At 62.2% G+C, this 18,088-nt stretch carries 17 protein-coding genes; 9 read left to right on the plus strand and 8 right to left on the minus strand.

The window, feature by feature from the left end; translation table 11 throughout:
• On the plus strand, positions 1-332 hold a 332-nt coding region (locus tag HX875_RS32625), incomplete at its 5' end, for a hypothetical protein (protein ID WP_218171933.1).
• Here the strand turns inward: HX875_RS32625 and HX875_RS15205 are convergent.
• Positions 329-790 carry a TIGR02444 family protein gene (locus tag HX875_RS15205; protein ID WP_177043759.1) on the minus strand — a complete coding sequence of 154 codons (462 nt, stop codon included), beginning with the start codon at positions 788-790 and terminating at the stop codon, positions 329-331. The genes HX875_RS32625 and HX875_RS15205 overlap by 4 nt on opposite strands.
• Before the next feature lie 50 nt (positions 791-840).
• On the opposite strand from HX875_RS15205, the gene HX875_RS15210 reads away from it, so the two are divergent.
• From HX875_RS15210 to HX875_RS15220, 3 genes are all read left to right on the plus strand, one after another.
• Complete coding sequence (locus tag HX875_RS15210; RefSeq protein WP_177043760.1) at positions 841-2,751, plus strand: ATP-binding cassette domain-containing protein; 1,911 nt, start codon at positions 841-843, stop codon at positions 2,749-2,751.
• Positions 2,751-3,314 carry a mechanosensitive ion channel family protein gene (locus HX875_RS15215; protein WP_177043761.1) on the plus strand — a complete coding sequence of 188 codons (564 nt, stop codon included), beginning with the start codon at positions 2,751-2,753 and terminating at the stop codon, positions 3,312-3,314. The genes HX875_RS15210 and HX875_RS15215 overlap by 1 nt, the downstream gene beginning before the upstream one ends.
• A 272-nt stretch (positions 3,315-3,586) precedes the next feature.
• The gene (locus tag HX875_RS15220; RefSeq protein WP_003208844.1) at positions 3,587-4,219 is read left to right on the plus strand and encodes a LysE family transporter; all 633 of its coding nucleotides are present in this window, start codon (positions 3,587-3,589) and stop codon (positions 4,217-4,219) included.
• A 138-nt stretch (positions 4,220-4,357) separates the two neighbouring features.
• Here the strand turns inward: HX875_RS15220 and HX875_RS15225 are convergent, their stop codons facing one another.
• The 4 genes from HX875_RS15225 to HX875_RS15240 are packed head-to-tail and all read right to left on the minus strand — an operon-like array spanning position 4,358 to position 7,501.
• Entirely contained in the window at positions 4,358-5,101 is a 744-nt protein-coding gene (locus HX875_RS15225; protein ID WP_177043762.1) for a penicillin-binding protein activator LpoB, read from the minus strand.
• Between the two features lie 3 nt (positions 5,102-5,104).
• Positions 5,105-5,692 (minus strand): penicillin-binding protein activator LpoB, encoded by a 588-nt coding sequence (gene lpoB / locus HX875_RS15230; RefSeq protein ID WP_010167979.1) that lies wholly within the window; start codon positions 5,690-5,692, stop codon positions 5,105-5,107.
• Between the two features lie 29 nt (positions 5,693-5,721).
• Positions 5,722-6,093 carry a YcfL family protein gene (locus HX875_RS15235; protein WP_003214024.1) on the minus strand — a complete coding sequence of 124 codons (372 nt, stop codon included), beginning with the start codon at positions 6,091-6,093 and terminating at the stop codon, positions 5,722-5,724.
• Between the two features lie 10 nt (positions 6,094-6,103).
• Complete coding sequence (locus HX875_RS15240; protein WP_177043763.1) at positions 6,104-7,501, minus strand: COG3014 family protein; 1,398 nt, start codon at positions 7,499-7,501, stop codon at positions 6,104-6,106.
• A 296-nt stretch (positions 7,502-7,797) separates the two neighbouring features.
• On the opposite strand from HX875_RS15240, the gene HX875_RS15245 reads away from it, so the two are divergent.
• Complete coding sequence (locus tag HX875_RS15245; RefSeq protein WP_177043764.1) at positions 7,798-9,693, plus strand: FTR1 family protein; 1,896 nt, start codon at positions 7,798-7,800, stop codon at positions 9,691-9,693.
• A 2-nt stretch (positions 9,694-9,695) separates the two neighbouring features.
• Positions 9,696-10,148, plus strand: a complete 453-nt coding sequence (locus tag HX875_RS15250; protein ID WP_177043765.1) for a YaiI/YqxD family protein — start codon at positions 9,696-9,698, stop codon at positions 10,146-10,148.
• On the opposite strand, the gene elbB is transcribed toward HX875_RS15250, so the two are convergent.
• Positions 10,145-10,810: an isoprenoid biosynthesis glyoxalase ElbB gene (gene elbB / locus HX875_RS15255; protein WP_177043766.1), complete on the minus strand. Its 666-nt coding sequence runs from the start codon at positions 10,808-10,810 to the stop codon at positions 10,145-10,147. The two genes, HX875_RS15250 and elbB, sit on opposite strands and share 4 nt — an antisense overlap.
• Positions 10,811-10,925: 115 nt before the next feature.
• On the opposite strand from elbB, the gene HX875_RS15260 reads away from it, so the two are divergent.
• Positions 10,926-12,161: a sterol desaturase family protein gene (locus HX875_RS15260; protein ID WP_177043767.1), complete on the plus strand. Its 1,236-nt coding sequence runs from the start codon at positions 10,926-10,928 to the stop codon at positions 12,159-12,161.
• Here HX875_RS15260 and HX875_RS15265 read toward each other — a convergent pair.
• Positions 12,142-12,780, minus strand: coding sequence for a DedA family protein (locus HX875_RS15265; RefSeq protein WP_177043768.1), 639 nt, complete (start codon positions 12,778-12,780; stop codon positions 12,142-12,144). The two genes, HX875_RS15260 and HX875_RS15265, sit on opposite strands and share 20 nt — an antisense overlap.
• Positions 12,781-13,009: 229 nt before the next feature.
• Between HX875_RS15265 and hemB the strand changes: the two genes are divergently transcribed.
• Entirely contained in the window at positions 13,010-14,023 is a 1,014-nt protein-coding gene (gene hemB / locus HX875_RS15270; protein ID WP_177043769.1) for a porphobilinogen synthase, read from the plus strand.
• A gap of 18 nt (positions 14,024-14,041) precedes the next feature.
• Positions 14,042-16,270, plus strand: coding sequence for a polyphosphate kinase 1 (gene ppk1 / locus HX875_RS15275; protein WP_177043770.1), 2,229 nt, complete (start codon positions 14,042-14,044; stop codon positions 16,268-16,270).
• A gap of 147 nt (positions 16,271-16,417) precedes the next feature.
• On the opposite strand, the gene ppx is transcribed toward ppk1, so the two are convergent.
• Entirely contained in the window at positions 16,418-17,920 is a 1,503-nt protein-coding gene (gene ppx, locus HX875_RS15280; protein ID WP_177043771.1) for an exopolyphosphatase, read from the minus strand.
• Positions 17,921-18,088 lie beyond the last annotated feature (168 nt).

Raw genomic sequence — 18,088 nt, forward strand, 5'->3', positions numbered from 1 at the left:
CGGCTAAACCTGCTGCTGCGAAACCAGCCGCGAAGCCAGCTGCTGCCAAACCAACTGCTGCCAAGCCGGTCGCTAAGCCGGCTGCCGCTAAACCAGCTGCTGCCAAGCCGGCCGCCAAGCCAGCTGCCGCAAAACCTGCTGCTGCGAAACCAGCCGTCAAGCCAGCCGCAAAACCAGCAGCCGCCAAGCCTGCACCGGCCAAACCAGCAACTCCAGCTGCCAAGCCTGCAACTGCAGCCGCGCCTGCTGCCAGCACTGCAGCACCTGCCGCACCGGCCAGCAGCACGCCTGCACCGGCAGCGCCAAGCGTCACTCCAACCAGCGCTTCCTAAGTGCCGGTAACCGCGGCGCGCAGCTGATGCAGCGCGTCGTGGTCAAGGTTGGCGGCTTCGGCCGCCAGTCCTTCAAGCCATGCTTGATCTTTCACCTCGGCCATCGGCCAATCCTGCGCCACACCTTCCAGTCGCAATAACAGCAAGCGCTCGGCTTCCAGCTCCAGTGCCTTGACCCGCTCCCGTAACGCGCCCAGTTCAGCATCGTGCTGCGCCAGGGGCCGCCATTGCGTGCGTACGTACCGCAGCGGTTCAACCACCTCGGCCTGCCACGGCCCGGCCATCTGCCGCAATGCCTGAAAACGCGACGGTTGCGCCGCCACACCGCGCTGCTCCAGCCACAACCCGCACAACACCAGGCACACATCAGCCCCTTGCGCCTGCAAGCGCAGGCAAGCGTCCTCGACGCCCGGGCGGGCGTAAGTCGAGAGGGCAAAGCTCCACAGGTCAGCGCACATATTCACACCCAAGCCAGCGGCCAACGAAGCTGGTAGACTCCGCCGCCATTATGATCCGACTTCAAAGCCTAACATTACAGCGTGGCCCGCAACGTCTTCTCGAAGACGCCGAGCTGACCCTGCACGCCGGTCACAAAGCCGGCCTGATCGGTGCCAATGGCGCCGGCAAATCCACGTTGTTCGCCTTGCTGCTGGGTGAGCTGACGCCCGACTCCGGGGATTGTCTGCTCCCGGCCGACTGGCGCATCGCCCATATGCGCCAGGAGATCGACACCCTCGACCGCATTGCGATCGACTACGTGCTCGATGGCGACCTGCGCCTGCGCCAGGTGCAACACGACCTCGCCGAGGCCGAGAAAGCCCAGGACGGCGCCGCACAGGCCCGCCTGCACTCGGAACTGGACAGCGCCGACGGCTACACCGCCGACGCCCGTGCCCGCAAGATGCTTGCCGGCCTGGGCTTTACCAACGAACAGATGGACCGCCCGGTCGCCGACTTCTCGGGTGGCTGGCGCATGCGCCTGAACCTGGCCCAGGCACTGATGTGCCCCTCGGACCTGTTGCTGCTCGATGAACCGACCAACCACCTGGACCTCGATGCGATCCTGTGGCTGGAAGACTTCCTGAAGAGCTACCCGGGCACCTTGCTGCTGATTTCTCACGACCGGGATTTCCTCGACGCCGTGGTGGACAACATTGCCCACGTCGACCAGAAGAAAATCACCCTGTACCGTGGCGGCTACAGCGCCTTCGAACGCGCCCGTGCCGAACGCATGGCCCAGCAACAGCAGGCCTACGAGAAGCAGCAGGCGCAACGTGCGCACATGGAAAGCTACATCGCCCGGTTCAAGGCCCAGGCCACCAAGGCCCGTCAGGCCCAGAGCCGGATCAAGGCCCTGGAGCGCATGGAAGAACTGTCGGCGGCCCACGTCGATTCACCGTTCGACTTTGTGTTCCGCGAGTCGGTGAAAATCTCCAGCCCGCTGCTGGACCTGTCCGACGCCCGCCTGGGTTATGGCGACAAGACCATCCTTGAGAAGGTCAAGTTGCAGCTTACCCCAGGCGCGCGGATCGGCCTGCTCGGCCCCAATGGTGCGGGCAAGTCGACCCTGATCAAAAACCTCTCGGGCGAATTGCAGCCGTTGGCCGGTCGCCTGGTGCGCGGTGAGAACCTGGTGGTGGGCTACTTCGCCCAGCACCAACTGGACTCCCTCGACGCCAAGGCCAGCCCGCTGCTGCACTTGCAGCGCCTGGCGCCGACCGAACGCGAACAGACCCTGCGGGACTTCCTCGGTGGTTTCGACTTCCGTGGTGCGCGCATCGACGAGCCGGTGCTGAACTTCTCCGGTGGCGAAAAGGCCCGCCTGGCCTTGGCGTTGATCGCCTGGGACCGGCCAAACCTGCTGCTGCTCGATGAACCCACCAACCACCTGGACCTGGAAATGCGCCTGGCGCTGACCATGGCCCTGCAGGAATTCAGCGGCGCGGTGTTGGTGGTGTCTCACGATCGCCACCTGCTCAAGAGCACCACGGATAACTTCCTGCTGGTGGCTGACGGCAAGGTCGAGGAATTCGATGGCGACCTGGAAGACTACGCCCGTTGGCTCTCGGACTACCGCCTGCGCAACGCGCCGGTCAGCAACACGCCGGTCAACCCGGACAAGACCGACAAGAAGGCCCAGCGCCAGGCCGCCGCTGCATTGCGTCAGCAGCTGGCACCCCACAAGCGTGAAGCCGACAAGCTGGAAGCCGAGTTGGGCAAAATCCACGAGAAGCTGGCGAAGATCGAAACCAGCCTCGGTGACAGCGCCGTGTACGAGCCGGCCCGCAAGGATGAGTTGCGCGACCTGCTGGCCGAACAGGCCAAGCTCAAGGTGCGTGAAGCGCAGTTGGAGGAGACCTGGATGGAAGCCCTCGAACTGCTGGAATCCTTGCAAGCGGAGCTGGAGGCGCTGTCCTGATGGAAGCGCTGCAACTGCCGCTGCCGGCACAATGGGTCGCGCCGATCTGGGTGGCCGTACAAATTCTGCTGATCCTGCTGGCCGGCTACTTCACCCAGCGTTTCGTCGCCAAATGCCTGAACCGCCTGGGGGAGCGTTATCCGTTCCCGCCGCAGTTGCTGATGCCCCTGCGCGGCGGCCTGCGCTGGCTGATCATGGGCAGCGCACTGATATTCGTGCTGGAGCGCCTGGGCGTGTCCGCCACGGTGCTGTGGACGGCGTTGTCGGGTTTCGTGGCGGTGGCAGCGGTGGCGTTCTTCGCCATGTGGTCGGTGTTGTCCAACCTGCTGTGCGCCATCCTGATTTTCACCGTGGGACCGTTCCGCCTTGGCGACGTGGTCGAGCTGGTGGACACTGTCGACAAGCCTGGCGTCAAAGGCCGGGTGGTGGCAATCAACCTGCTCTACACCACGCTGATCGAAGTGGAAGAGGCCGGGACGGGCAGCGTCATGGTGCAAGTGCCCAACAGCCTGTTTTTCCAGCGCTCGGTGCGCCGCTGGCGCGGCAGTGACGTGCTGCCTTAACCTGTGGCGAGGGAGCTTGCTGTGGTGAGGGGGCTGCTGTGGCGAGGGAGCTTGCTCCCGCTGGAGTGCGTAGCGCTCCCAAGATTTTGGGGCCGCTACGCAGCCCAGCGGGAGCAAGCTCCCTCGCCACAGCAAGCTCCCTCGCCACAGTAAGCTCTGTGGCCACAGCAAACTCCCTCACCACCCAGGCCCAGACCAAAATTTTTGTAGCCATTTCTCGGGCAGCAGCGTTAGTTTAGAAACATTCAGCAAACTCAGCTCTGAGGTGTGTAATGGCACTCGACACATGGCTGGCCTTTTTCCTGGCCAGTTGGATCATCAGTCTCTCTCCTGGCGCCGGCGCCATTGCGTCGATGTCCAGCGGCCTGCAGTACGGTTTCCTGCGTGGCTACTGGAACGCCCTGGGCCTGCAACTGGGCCTGGCGATGCAGATTGCCGTGGTCGCCGGCGGCCTGGGGGCGATTCTCGCCGCATCCTCTACTGCGTTCTATGCGATCAAATGGTTTGGCGTGGCGTACCTGGTGTACCTCGCCATCAAGCAATGGCGCGCACTGCCCACCGACCTGAGCGATGACGCGGCGATCCGCCCGATCGGCAAGCCGATGGCGATGATGTTCCGCGGGTTCCTGGTCAACGCCAGCAACCCCAAGGCCCTGGTGTTCATGCTGGCGGTGCTGCCGCAGTTCGTGAACCCACAGGCGCCGCTGCTGAACCAATACCTGATCCTGGGCGCGACGATGATCTGCGTGGACATGATCGTGATGGCCGGCTACACCGGGCTGGCCTCGAAAGTGTTGCGGTTGCTGCGCACACCGAAGCAGCAGAAACGCATGAACCGCACGTTTGCCGGGTTGTTCGTTGGGGCGGCGGGTTTTCTCGCCAGCCTGCATCGCGCAACGGCGTAACTGGCGAAACCGGATCAAAAATGTGGGAGCTGGCTTGCCTGCGATAGCATCACCCTGGTGTAACTGATACACCGAGGCGTCTGCATCGCAGGCAAGCCAGCTCCCACATTGGTTTTGTGTTGCTTGTACTTGCAGTAATCAGCGCAAGATCTTCGGCGCTTCATCCCGTGGCAGGTTATTGCGCAATGCAGGCTGCCCAGGTGCTTCCTGATAACCACCGCCGAGGTGTTCGGCCAACTGCCGCGCCACATCCTCGCCCAACGCCTTCGACACTTCCCGCACCACACGCGGCCGGTTCAGGCTCACGCGCACGTCACGGTTGTTCACCAGCTTGGTGTCCTGGCCTTCGCCCATCGCGGTAAACGCCGAGGTGATTTCAAAGGTGCGGGTGTTGATCAGGCTGAAATCCGCCACCAGCGTCAGGCCCAGCACCGCCGAATAGCTGTTGGTGTGGTCCAGCGCATTTACATCCTGTGTGAAGTCGATGTCCGACAAGGTGCCGAACAGCACGTAGTCCGCGCCCTTGAAGTTGCCGGCCTTGATCCGCTTGATTACGTCGTACACATCGCCCTTGGCGTCAGCCGTGTAAGGCGTGCCCTGCACCAACTGGAACTGCCGGGACTTGAGGATTTCACCCTTGATGTCGCCGCTGAACTTGCGCAGCTCGGTCTGCTCGATGTAGCTGGTACGGCTCTCGTACTCGCTATAGCTCGAACCGCCGCTGGCGTTGTAGGCGCTGGCCTGGAAGTTGTTGCTGGCGGCGACCTGGTGGATGTACTCCTCCACCCTGGCCTCGTAGGCCAGGTCGGTCACCGCGATCTTCGGTGCGGCCGAGGCGCCAAAGGCGCACAGCAGGCCGATCATGCCGATCCATGCACGCATTGCTTAGCGCTCCGTGGTCTTGCGGATTTCTTTTTCGTCCATCCACTCGGCCAGGCCGCTTTCAACATCCACCAGTTGCAGGCTGAACTTGTAGAACACGTCCTTGTAGTCCGAGCTGCGCTTGACGATGGAGCTGATGGAGCCTTCCAGGCGGTACTTGGCCGCGACCATGTTGCCGGTCTTGCTGACGGTGGACTTCTTGTACAGGCCGCTCTGGTTCTGCAGCTTCAACTGGTCGACCTGGCTTTGCATGTCGGTGTTGTCGCTGGCGAAGCGGGCGGTGCCGGTCTTCATCAACTGGGTCTTGATCGACGTGGTGATCTCGCGGGTGTCGATGTACTCGCTGGTCTTGTTCTTCACGTCATACACCTGCACCACCGGGCGGCCTTGCAGGATGCCGGACTGTGCCAGGGAGCGGGTCATGCTTTCGGCGATCATCTGCAGGTCGGTGGAGCCGAACTCGTTGGTCACCAGTTCCACAGCCTTGGTGTCGCCGTAGCTGATGTTTTTACCGCCCAGTACTGGCGAAGTGTTGGCGCAGCCACTGGCCAGGACGGCCACCACGGCGAGGAACGAAAAGCGTGCAAACATGGGGAAATCTCTCAAGAAGGGTGGACGGCTCAAGGGGTTTTGACTTCAAGACGGAAGTCCGCCGCCTGGGGCAGGTTGGCGATGGCCGGCAGGAAGGTCGCCTGGTTGGCGTAGAGGTTCAGCACCTTCCAGGTCTCTTCATCGCCCACCGGGAAACCGTCGGCCCCCAACCAGGCGAAGCGGTAATACATCATCTGGTTGCTGCTGGTGATGTTGCTCAACTGCACCTTGGCGGTCAGGAAACCGTTTTCCCGGGCGACGCGGATGGCGCCGACGGCAATGCCCTTGAACTTGCCCATCACCACGATTTTGCTCGCGGCGCTGCCGGGTTCCGGTGGTGGCGGGGTGGCGCAGCCGGCCAGCAGGATCAGCGCCAGGGCGCCGAGGATGAAGTGACGCATAGCGTGCTCCTTAAGGTTGTTTGAGAGTGGCGACGGCTTGCGGCGGGTTGCTCTGCACCACGTGGGCCGCAAGACCGCCGGCGAAGACCTGGTTGCCGACCACGCGCAGGGTGATCACCTGATAGCGCTGGTCGGCCTTGACCGTCACCAGCGTGCCGCCCAGGGCGTTGGGCAGGCTGACCTGGTGCTCGCCGTGCTTGAGGCGCAGGCGCGTCACTTGAGTCATGTCCGGCAGGGTGCGCCAGGTGCGGGTGTCGGCGCCTTCGGTGACGGCCGAGGCGATACCCAGTACCAGGCCGGCCATCGGGTTGGTCTTGTTCAGGTTGTTCTGGGTGATACCGCGAGTGACGGCGCGCACGGTGGTGCGCAGGATGATGCCCGGCATGTCATCCCGCAGGGCGCGGCGAGACATGGCAGTGATGCTGTTGAGGGCGGTGAGGTTCTGCTGCTGGCCGTCGACGCCGATCTGGGCGAAGGTCGCGGTGGAGGTGTCGGGCTTGATCACCGGGAACGACAGCGGGGTGATCACCAGGTGGCCGTCGATGGGGATCGGCAACGGCAGGCGAATCGAGTCGCGGGCCGGGGCCAGGCCGCTCTGCACCACGATCAGCACGTCGGTCTCATCGGCGCCGACTTTGGATTTATCCAGGTCGAGCAGGGCCTGTTCCAGCAGCGGTGTATTGGGGCGCAGTTCGGCCGCCTTGCGATAACCCGGCGCGGCCAGGTCTTTTTCCCCCAGGGCTTCGTAGACGAAACCGGCCAGGTAATGGCTGAACGCACTCTGATAGCTGTTCTTCAGGCCCACCACTTCCGGGGCATTGAGGCTTTCCACCGGGTAGCCGCGCAGGTCCTTGAACTGGGTCGCGATGCCCTGGCGCTCGGCTTCGTTTTCGCTCTTGAGGTATTCCTTGTCCCGCAGGTCGGCGATCACCGCCTCGCGTTCGTGGGTTTTCTTGATCTCGGTGCGGGCACCGTCGAAGTCATTCAGCGCCAGCAGGTTCAGGGCCATCTGGGTGGTGAGCATGACTTTTTCGTAGTCGTAGCCTTCGTAGCGGCGGACCTTGTCATTGACCAGGAAGGCGCCGAACTGCGCGAGGTACTTGTCGGTGTCGAACTTGACCGACTCTTCCCACTTGTAGACTTGCAGGTCGGCACTGCGCCAGGCGACCTGGCTGCCGGTCAGGTCGCCCTTGGCCCGCAGCAACTCACCCTTTTCGAAGTAGTAGAGAAGGTCTTTGTCGTCGCCGGTGTTGTTCTTCTCAAGCAGGGTCAACGCGCCATCGACATTGCCGGTGGCCAACTGCTGGTTGGTGGCTTGCAGCTCGGTGTCGTAGCTGCGAAACATCGAACAACCGGACAACAACGTGACCGCCGCGAGCGCGAGCGAAGTAAAGGCGCGAGATGCCATCGAAGAGCTTCTTCCCTGAACGTAATCGGCCGAATGTGCTGGTCGGGCCGAATCACCAATGGCAGGAAAGCGTCGCTATCCTGTCAATTCCTCATAAAAAGAGGAGCGAAAATGCCATTTCGCAATAACGAAGGCGCGGCATTATAAGCTGCATTACTGGCAAAACAATGGCCTTTTGGATCCATATTTCAATGAAGATGCCACTACCCGCGCCTACACAAAATCACTAACACCTTGAGTCAAAAGGCTTAAGGTTTGACAATGTGTTACTTCGTATTTCCATTTGAGATTCATTCATGATTGCCCCTTTCCGCTTTCTTGCCTGGCTGGTACTGCCGGCGTTGATGTCGTGCAGCGTCAACCTGCTGGCTGCAACTGCCGAGGGTGCCCCCCAGGCCCTGCATTTACTGGACTACATCGGCGCGGACTACCCGCCGACGGTGGAGGCGGGCAAGGTCATCGATGATTCGGAATACCGAGAGCAGGTAGAGTTTCTCGGGGTTTTGCAGGGTTTGGTGGCTGAGCTACCGGAAAAACCCGAGCGCGCCGAGTTGATAAAAGGCGTGGATGAATTGCTGGCCGCCGTGACGGCCCATCAGGATGGCGCGGCGGTTGCCCACCAGGCCCGGCAATTGGGCGCCAAGCTGGCGGTGGCATATGAAGTCAGCCAGGCCCCGGCCATTACCCCCGACCCGACCCGTGGCGCGCCGCTGTACGCGCAAAACTGCTCGGTGTGCCACGGCGCCACCGGCGCCGGTGATGGCCCCGCAGGCGTCGGCATGACCCCGCCGCCCGCCAACCTGCGGGACGCTGCACGCCTCGACCGCTTGAGCCTCTACGCGATCTACAACACCCTTGGGCTGGGCGTCGAAGGCACCGACATGCCGTCGTTCGCCGATCAACTGGACGACCGCCAGCGCTGGGACCTGGCCACCTATATCGCAGGTTTCACCGCCGACCCGGCTGCCGCGAAAAGCGAAAAGTCCTTCAACCTCGCCGACCTCGCCCGCCAGACCCCTAACGAAGTGCTGGCCGCCGAAGGTCCGGACGCAGTTGCCACCTTCCGCGCCCAGCGCGCCCAACCGCCACAGGTCAAGCGTGGCCCGGCGCAGTTGCTCGATTACACCGCCGCAACCCTTGATAAAAGCCTCGCCGCATTCCGCAATGGCGAGCATGAGCAGGCCTACGACCTGTCGGTAGCGGCTTACCTGGAAGGTTTCGAGCTGGTTGAAAGCTCCCTCGACAACGTCGACGCCAACGTACGCAAGGACACCGAAAAGGCCCTGATGGCCTACCGACAGTCGTTGCAGGACGGTTTGCCGATCGAACAAGTGCAGCAGCGCCTGGACGTGGCCAAGGGCAAGCTCACCGAATCGGCCGGCTTGCTGGGCAGCGATGGCCTGAGTTGGTCCCTGAGCTATATCTCCGGTTTGCTGATCCTGTTGCGCGAAGGCCTGGAAGCGATCCTGGTGCTGGCCGCGATCCTCGCGTTCCTGCGTAACACCGGCCAGCAATCGGCGGTGCGCAGCGTCAACGTCGGCTGGGGCCTGGCGCTGTTGGCCGGTTTGGCGACGTGGGCGTTGGCGGCGTATGTGATTGACGTCAGCGGCGCCCAGCGTGAGTTGCTGGAAGGCTGCACCGCGCTGTTTGCCAGCGTGATGGTGCTGTGGCTCGGGGTGTGGATGCACGACCGTCGCCACGCGGCGGCCTGGCAGGACTACATCAAGAGCAGCCTGGTGGGCGGTGGCGGGCGTTTCGGCTTTGCCATGCTGGCGTTCTTCTCGGTGTACCGCGAGCTGTTCGAAGTGATCCTGTTCTACGAAACCCTGTGGTTGCAGGCCGGTCCCGCCGGGCACAACGCGGTATTGGCCGGTGGTGCCACGGCGCTGGTGCTGTTGGTGGGCCTGGCGTGGGTGATTCTGCGGGGCTCGGCGAAACTGCCGCTGGCGCTGTTCTTCGGCATCAACGCGGCGTTGCTGTGCGCGCTGTCGGTGGTGTTCGCCGGGCATGGCGTCAAGGCGTTGCAGGAAGCCGGGATCTTCGGTACCCGGCCGGTGGCGTTCTTTGACTTCGACTGGTTGGGCATTCACGCCGATGCGTATTCGTTGAGTGCCCAAGCGGTGGCGATCCTGGCGATTGTGGTGCTGTACGGCCGCAGCCGGCTGGCTGAAAAACGCCGCGTGGTGGCCTAGCCATGCGCGTTTGGATCGATGCAGACGCCTGCCCGCGGGCGGCCAAGGACCAGGTGGTGAAGTTCGCCCTCAAGCGCCAGTTTGAAGTGGTGCTGGTGGCCGGGCAGAGCCAGATCAAGCCGAGCTTCGCGTGTGTGAAGCTGATCGTGGTGCCCAGCGGCCCGGATGCGGCCGATGACTACCTGGTGGAGCACGCGGTGCCCGGCGACCTGGTGATCTGCAGCGATGTGCCGTTGGCCGACCGCCTGGTGAAGAACGGCGTAGCGGCGCTGGACCCGCGAGGCAAGGAGTTCAGCCCGCAGAACATGAGTGAACGGCTGGCGGTGCGTAACCTGTTCACCGATTTGCGGGAACAGGGGCAGATGGGCGGCGGCCCGCCGCCCCATGGGGACAAGGACAAGCAGGCGTTTGCCAACTCGCTGGATCGGATCCTGACCCGGCTGATGAAGGCCTAATCGTTCTCGTGAGTCAGTTCCAGCACCCGGTCCACCAGCTTGTTGATGCCTGAAGCCACTTCGCTGATGCGCTTGCCCAGCATGTAGGCCGGCGTACTCACCAGTTTGCGCGCCTTGTCTTCGACGATGTCGTCTACTGCGCATTCCTGGTGGGTGGCGCCCATCTTGTCCATGGCGGCGGCGGTGTCGGCATCGTTGCCGATGGTGCAGGTCACGCCCGGGCCATAGATCTTCGCCGCCAGGGCCGGCGAGATGCAGATCAGCCCGACGGGCTTGCCTGCTTCGGCAAACGCCTCGGCCAATTCCAGCACCTGCGGGTTGACGCTGCAGCCGGCGCCTTCCACGGCAAAGTTCGACAGGTTTTTCGCTGCGCCAAACCCGCCGGGCACGATCAGCGCGTCGAAATCCTCGGCGTTGGCGTCACGGATATCCTTCACCTCGCCCCGGGCGATACGCGCCGACTCCACCAGCACGTTGCGCGACTCGGGCATCTCTTCGCCCGTGAGGTGGTTGATCACATGCAACTGGGCAATGTCCGGTGCAAAGCACTGCACCTCGGCGCCGCGCTGGTCCAGGCGCAGCAGGGTGATCACGCTTTCATGAATCTCGGCCCCGTCGTACACGCCACAGCCGGAAAGGATCACTGCAATCTTTTTGCTCATGGGCATTTCTCCTGATTCATGGCGTTAAATGTCTACTCATTTGTCACTCATTGCCAATGGGATATCCAGCCGCTACACCTACTCTAGATGTAACAATAATTGACCGGACTTGCCCATGGACTTCGTCCCTTACGCGGTACCGTTTTTCATTGCCTTGATTGTGGTCGAGCTGCTGGCCGACTACCGGCGCGGCCAGCGCAATTACCGGGTGGCCGACGCCATCAACAGCCTCAGTACCGGCGTGTTGTCCACCACCACGGGGCTTTTGACCAAAGGGGTGGGCATCCTCACTTATGCCTTCGCCCTCAAGCACCTGGCAATCATCGAACTGTCGGCCCAGAGCGTCTGGACCTGGGTATTCGCCTTTGTGTTCTACGACTTCTGCTACTACTGGCTGCATCGCTGTGGCCATGAACGCAACATCCTCTGGGCCGCCCATTCGGTGCATCACCAGAGCGAGGACTACAACCTCAGCACCGCCTTGCGCCAGACCAGCACCGGCTTTCTGCTGAGCTGGATCTTCTACCTGCCACTGGCCGTGCTTGGCGTGCCGCTGGTGGTGTTTATCAGCGTGGCGTCCCTCAACCTGCTGTATCAATTCTGGGTGCACACGCGCCATGTGCCGAAGCTCGGCTGGTACGAGTGGTTCTTCGTCACGCCGTCCAATCATCGGGCCCACCATGCACAGAACGCTCTCTACATGGATCGCAACTACGGCGGTGTGTTCATTATTTGGGACCGTCTGTTCGGCTCCTTCCAGGAAGAAGACGATAACGAACCGGTGATCTTTGGCGTGACCACGCCATTGGCCAGTTGGAACCCGTTGTGGGCCAACCTGCAGTTTTATGCACAGCTGTGGAGTGATGCGCGGCGCACCGAAAGTGGGTGGGACAAGCTGCGTATCTGGTTCATGCGCACCGGCTGGCGGCCGGCCGATGTGGCGGCGAAGTACCCGATGACCAAGCCGGATTTGAGCCAGTTCCGCAAATTCGAGGTGCCGCTGGATGGGCGCCAACAGATCTACATTGCCCTGCAATTTGCCGCGTACGTGGGGTTTGGCAGCTATCTGATGAATTTTGGCGAGGGCTTGCCGACCGCCGCCCTGGTGTTGGGCTGGAGCGCGATGGCGTTGGGGTTGTTCACCCTGGGGGTGGCTTTGGAGAATCGCCCGTGGGCGCTGAAGGCTGAGCTGGTGCGCCTGGCGCTGAATGTGCCACTGGTGTGGCTGGCGCCGCTGGTTGGGCTGTGGCCGGCCAGCTCGTTAGGCTGGCTGGGCCTGGTCAGTTACAGCTTGCTCAGTGGCATCGGTCTCTACTGTTGCAGAGACCGGCTTACTCGACTGGCGTCGTAGGTTTTTCGGTTGTTTCCGGTTCGCCTGCGGCCAGGCGAACCTTTTCGGCGGCGCAGGCTTCGCGGGTCAGCCGGGCGTTCTTGATGCGCCGGCGTAGCCACAAGCCCAGGCCCAGCACCAGCAGTGCGCCCAGCACCCACAGCTCATACTTCTTGACGCTGCCCAGCATGCCTTCCAGTACCGCGCCGAAATGGTAAGCCGCAGCCCCCAGCGCAGCGGCCCACACGGCGGCGCCGATCCCGTTGAGTAACAGGTAGCGGCCCGGCGGGTAGCCCGACAAACCGATGGCGACCGGCATCACCGTGCGCAAACCGTAGACGAAGCGGAAGCTCAGCACCCAGATGTCCGGGTGCTTGCGGATATGCTCCAGGGCCCGGTCGCCCAGCAATTGCCAGCGCGGTTTGCGCGCCAGCAGTTTGCGGCCGTGCTTGCGCCCCAGGAAGTACCACAACTGGTCGCCGGCGTAGCTGCCGAAAAAGGCAACGACCACCACCAGGTTGATATCCATGTATCCACGGAACGCCAGGAAGCCTGCGAGAACCAAAATGGTTTCGCCTTCGAAGAAGGTGCCTAGGAACAGCGCAAAGTAGCCGAAGTCATGCAGAAATTGTTGAAGCATGGTCTGGGTGCTGGCGAAATGAACGCGCAGCCTACGCCTTCGTGAACATTCATGAAAGTATCGAGATGTGTCACGAAGTGAACAATTCCTACATAAGCGACGAATGCGACTACAGGTCGCACGACGGTTGCCTTACTGCGTATGAGCTAACCACAACTGTAATTCCTTCGTCATAATGGCCGCTTATAACTGTCACGCTCGCCCGTCAACCCGGGCTCAGGAGTCTGCCGTGAGCTTTACCCCCGCCAACCGTCTGTTTCCCGCCACTCGTCTGCGTCGCAACCGTCGTGATGACTTTTCACGTCGTCTGGTGCGTGAAAACGTCCTGACGGTGAATGATCTGATCCTGCCGGTGTTTGTGCTGGACGGTGAAAATCGTCGGGAAGCGGTGGCGTCGATGCCGGGCGTGGAGCGCTTGACCATTGATTTACTGCTTGAAGAGGCGGCGAATTGGGTCGAACTGGGGATTCCGGCGCTGGCGCTATTTCCGGTCACGCCGCCCGAGCTCAAGTCTTTGGACGCCGCCGAAGCCTGGAACCCGGACGGTATCGCCCAGCGCGCCACCCGTGCCTTGCGCGAACGCTTTCCGGAACTGGGGGTGATCACCGACGTGGCCCTGGACCCGTTCACCACCCACGGGCAGGATGGCATTCTCGACGAAGAAGGCTATGTTCAGAACGACATCACCGTTGATGCACTGGTCAAGCAGGCCTTGTCCCACGCCGCAGCGGGCGCCCAGGTGGTCGCACCGTCAGACATGATGGACGGTCGTATCCAGGCGATTCGCGAGGCCCTGGAGCTGGCCGGCCACGTCAATGTACGAATCATGGCCTACTCGGCCAAGTACGCCAGCGCCTACTACGGCCCGTTCCGCGATGCGGTGGGTTCGGCGCTGAACCTGGGCAAGGCCAACAAGGCCTCGTACCAGATGGACCCGGCCAACAGCCACGAAGCCCTGCACGAAGTGGCGGCGGACCTGGCCGAAGGCGCCGACATGGTCATGGTCAAGCCCGGGATGCCGTACCTCGACATCCTTTATCGGGTCAAAGAGGAATTCAAGGTGCCGACCTTTGTCTATCAGGTCAGCGGTGAATACGCCATGCACATGGCCGCGATCCAGAATGGTTGGTTGAGTGAAGGGGTGATCCTTGAATCCCTGACTGCCTTTAAACGCGCGGGTGCCGATGGCATCCTGACTTACTTCGCCGCCCGCGCCGCCCAATTGCTTAGAGAGCAACAATAGCCCTCACAGGAACACTCGATGAATACCGAAGGACTCACAGAAGTTGCCGTAAAAGACGCTCACCCGGTGGTCGAACAAGTCACCGAGACCCCGCCGGAGCTGGAGCCGGCGCCACCTGCTGCGGCAGCGGAAGCGCCAGCCGCCGCGCCGGCGCCGGTGGTTGCGATTACCAACCTGGATGACAGCAGCCTGTACATCCATCGCGAGCTGTCACAACTGCAATTCAACATCCGCGTGCTGGAACAGGCGCTGGATGAGTCCTACCCGTTGCTGGAGCGGCTGAAGTTCCTGCTGATCTTCTCCAGCAACCTGGACGAGTTCTTCGAGATTCGTGTCGCCGGCCTCAAGAAGCAGATCACCTTCGCCCGTGAACAAGCCGGCGCCGACGGCCTGCAACCGCACCAGGCCCTGGCCCGAATCAGCGAGCTGGTGCACGGCCATGTGGACCGCCAATACGCGATCCTCAACGACATCCTGTTGCCGGAACTGGAAAAACATCAGGTCCGCTTCATCCGTCGCCGCTACTGGACCACCAAGCTCAAGACCTGGGTACGCCGGTTCTTCCGCGACGAGATCTCGCCGATCATCACCCCGATCGGCCTCGACCCGACGCACCCGTTCCCATTGCTGGTGAACAAGAGCCTGAACTTCATCGTCGAGCTGGAAGGTATCGACGCCTTCGGTCGCGACTCGGGCCTGGCGATCATCCCGGCGCCGCGCTTGCTGCCACGGATCATCAAGGTACCGGAAGAGGTGGGGGGGCCTGGTGATAACTATGTATTCCTTTCGTCGATGATCCACGCCCACGCCGATGACCTGTTCCAGGGCATGAAGGTAAAGGGCTGCTACCAGTTCCGCCTGACCCGTAACGCCGACCTGGCGCTGGACTCCGAAGACGTCGAAGACTTGGCCCGTGCCCTGCGCGGCGAGCTGTTCTCCCGTCGCTACGGTGACGCGGTGCGGCTGGAAGTGGCGGACACCTGCCCGAAACACCTGTCTGACTACTTGCTCAAGCAGTTCAACCTGAGCGAGAGCGAGCTGTATCAGGTCAATGGCCCGGTGAACCTTACGCGCCTGTTCAGCATCACCGGCCTGGACAGCCATCCGGAGCTGCAATACAAGCCGTTCACCCCGCAGATCCCGAAACTGCTGCAAAACAGCGAGAACATTTTCAGTGTGGTGAGCAAGCAGGACATCCTGTTGCTGCACCCGTTCGAGTCCTTCACTCCGGTGGTCGACCTGCTGCGCCAGGCCGCCAAGGACCCGCACGTGCTGGCCGTGCGCCAGACCCTGTACCGCTCCGGTGCCAACTCGGAAATCGTCGATGCGCTGGTAGACGCCGCGCGTAACGGCAAGGAAGTCACCGCGGTGATCGAGCTGCGCGCGCGGTTCGACGAAGAATCCAACCTGCAACTGGCCAGCCGCCTGCAAGCGGCCGGTGCGGTGGTGATCTACGGTGTGGTGGGCTTCAAGACCCACGCCAAGATGATGCTGATCCTGCGCCGAGAAGCTGGCGAGATAGTGCGTTACGCCCACTTGGGCACCGGTAACTACCACGCCGGCAACGCCAAGCTCTACACCGACTACAGCCTGCTGACCTCCGACGACGCCTTGTGTGAAGACGTCGGCAAGTTGTTCAGTCAGTTGATCGGCATGGGCAAGACGTTGCGCATGAAGAAGCTGCTGCATGCGCCGTTCACCCTGAAGAAGGGCATGCTCGACATGATTGCCCGCGAGACCCAGTTCGCCCTCGAAGGCAAGCCGGCGCACATCATCGCCAAGTTCAACTCGCTGACCGATCCGAAGATCATCCGCGCGTTGTACAAAGCCAGCCAGTCGGGTGTACGTATCGACCTGGTGGTGCGTGGCATGTGCTGCCTGCGTCCGGGCATCGCCGGGGTTTCCCACAACATCCACGTGCGTTCGATCATCGGGCGCTTCCTGGAGCACACCCGGGTGTTCTACTTCCTTAACGGTGGCGAGGAGCAAATGTTCCTCTCCAGTGCCGACTGGATGGAGCGCAACCTCGACAAGCGTGTGGAGACTTGCTTCCCGGTGGAAGGCAAGAAGCTGATCATGCGGGTCAAGAAGGAGCTGGAGAGTTATCTCACCGACAACACTCACAGCTGGAGCCTGCAGTCGGACGGGCGCTACGTGCGCAACACGCCGACCGGCAACCAGAACCCGCGCAGCGCCCAGGCGACGTTGCTGGAGAAGCTGGGCAGCCCGATTCTGACGGTGAATTAAGCAAGGTATACGCGGGCCCATGTGGGAGCTGGCTTGCCTGCGATGCAGACGCCTCGGTGTACCAGCTGCACCGAGGGGATGCTATCGCAGGCAAGCCAGCTCCCACACAAGCCCACACATTTGTTTTGTGGCGTTATATAGACCGTTTTAGCGCACGTTCAGCGCGAACCCAACCCGCGTCAGCCACTCCGCTTCCTGGGCGAAATCCGCCTGGGTCAGCTGGTTTTCATCCAGCCAGTCCTTGGGGAAAACCACGTCCAGGCTGTCGGCATTGGCGCGCAGCACCACTTGCGGCATTTCCTGGGTACCACGGATGTGGTGGAACAGGATCGCAAAGCGCAGCAGGGCGCACAGGCGAATCAGCTTGATGCCCTCGGCGCCGAACTCGGCAAACTTGTCTTTCGGAATATTGCGACGGTGGCCGCGTACCAGCAGCGCGAGCATCTGTTGGTCTTCCCGGGAGAAACCGGCCAGGTCCGAGTGCTCGATCAGGTAGGCGCCGTGCTTGTGGTAATGGTAGTGGGCGATGTCCAGCCCCACTTCATGCACCTTGGCCGCCCAGCCCAACAGTTCGCGCCAGACGCCATCTTCCAGGTCCCAATCCTCGGCCACCTGGTCAAATGCATGCAGCGCCTTGCGCTCAACCCGCGCCGCCTGCTCCAGGTCTACGTGGTAACGCTCCATCAACGAGCTGAGGGTGCGTTCCCGGACGTCCTCGTGGTGATGGCGGCCCAGCAGGTCGTAGAGCACGCCTTCACGCAGGGCGCCGTCGCAGTGGTCCATGCGTTGCAGTTCGAGGGCATCGAAAATCGCTTCGAGGATCGCCAGGCCCGCCGGGAAAATCGTGCGGCGGTCAGGCTTGATGCCCTCGAAGTCGATTTTTTCGGCATCCCCCAGCTTGAACAGCTTGCGCTTGAGCCAGGCCAGGCCTTCGGCGTTGACCTCGCCGGTGCCGTGGCCGCCGGCCTTGAGCGCCAGGCCAATGGCGCGGATGGTGCCGGACGAACCGATAGCCTCATCCCACGTCAGGCGGTGCAGCGCGTGCTCGATGCTCATGATCTCCAGCCGCGCCGCCGTATAAGCCTGGGCGTAGCGGGCCGGGGTGATCTTGCCGTCCTTGAAATAGCGTTGGGTGTAGCTCACGCAACCCATCTGCAGGCTTTCGCGCAGCAGCGGTTCGAAGCGCTGGCCAATGATGAATTCGGTACTGCCACCGCCGATGTCGGCGACCAGGCGCTTGCCCGGTGTGTCGGCCAGGGTGTGGGACACGCCGAGGTAGATCAGGCGGGCCTCCTCGCGACCGGAGATGACCTCTACCGGGTGCCCGAGGATCTCTTCGGCGCGGCGGATGAATTCGCCACGGTTGCGGGCCTCGCGCAGGGCGTTGGTGCCGACGATCCGCACGGCGCCCGGGGGCATGCCGTTGATCAGTTGGGCAAAACGCTTCAGGCAATCGAGCCCGCGTTGCATGGATTCTTCATTGAGTTGACGTTCGTCGTCGATCCCGGCGGCCAGTTGCACTTTCTCGCCGAGCCGCTCAAGGATGCGGATTTCGCCGTTCTGGGCCTTGGCCACGACCATGTGAAAGCTGTTGGAGCCCAGGTCGATGGCGGCGATCAGGGACAGATTCTTGGCTTGGGATTGCGGCATGGTTAGGGGGTCTCGGTCGATAACCTCGACATCGTGCCACGATCAACCGCTGACGCCAACGCGAAGTGCTTGGGGAATTTTCCCACCGGCGTCTTTGAGCAAAATTTACGGGATGCGTAGGACGATTCTCGATATGGCTGGCGATTGGTCTGTAAGGCAACAGGAATA

The sequence above is a fragment of the Pseudomonas yamanorum genome, from assembly GCF_013386765.1.
GTDB classification, from domain to species: domain Bacteria; phylum Pseudomonadota; class Gammaproteobacteria; order Pseudomonadales; family Pseudomonadaceae; genus Aquipseudomonas; species Aquipseudomonas yamanorum_A.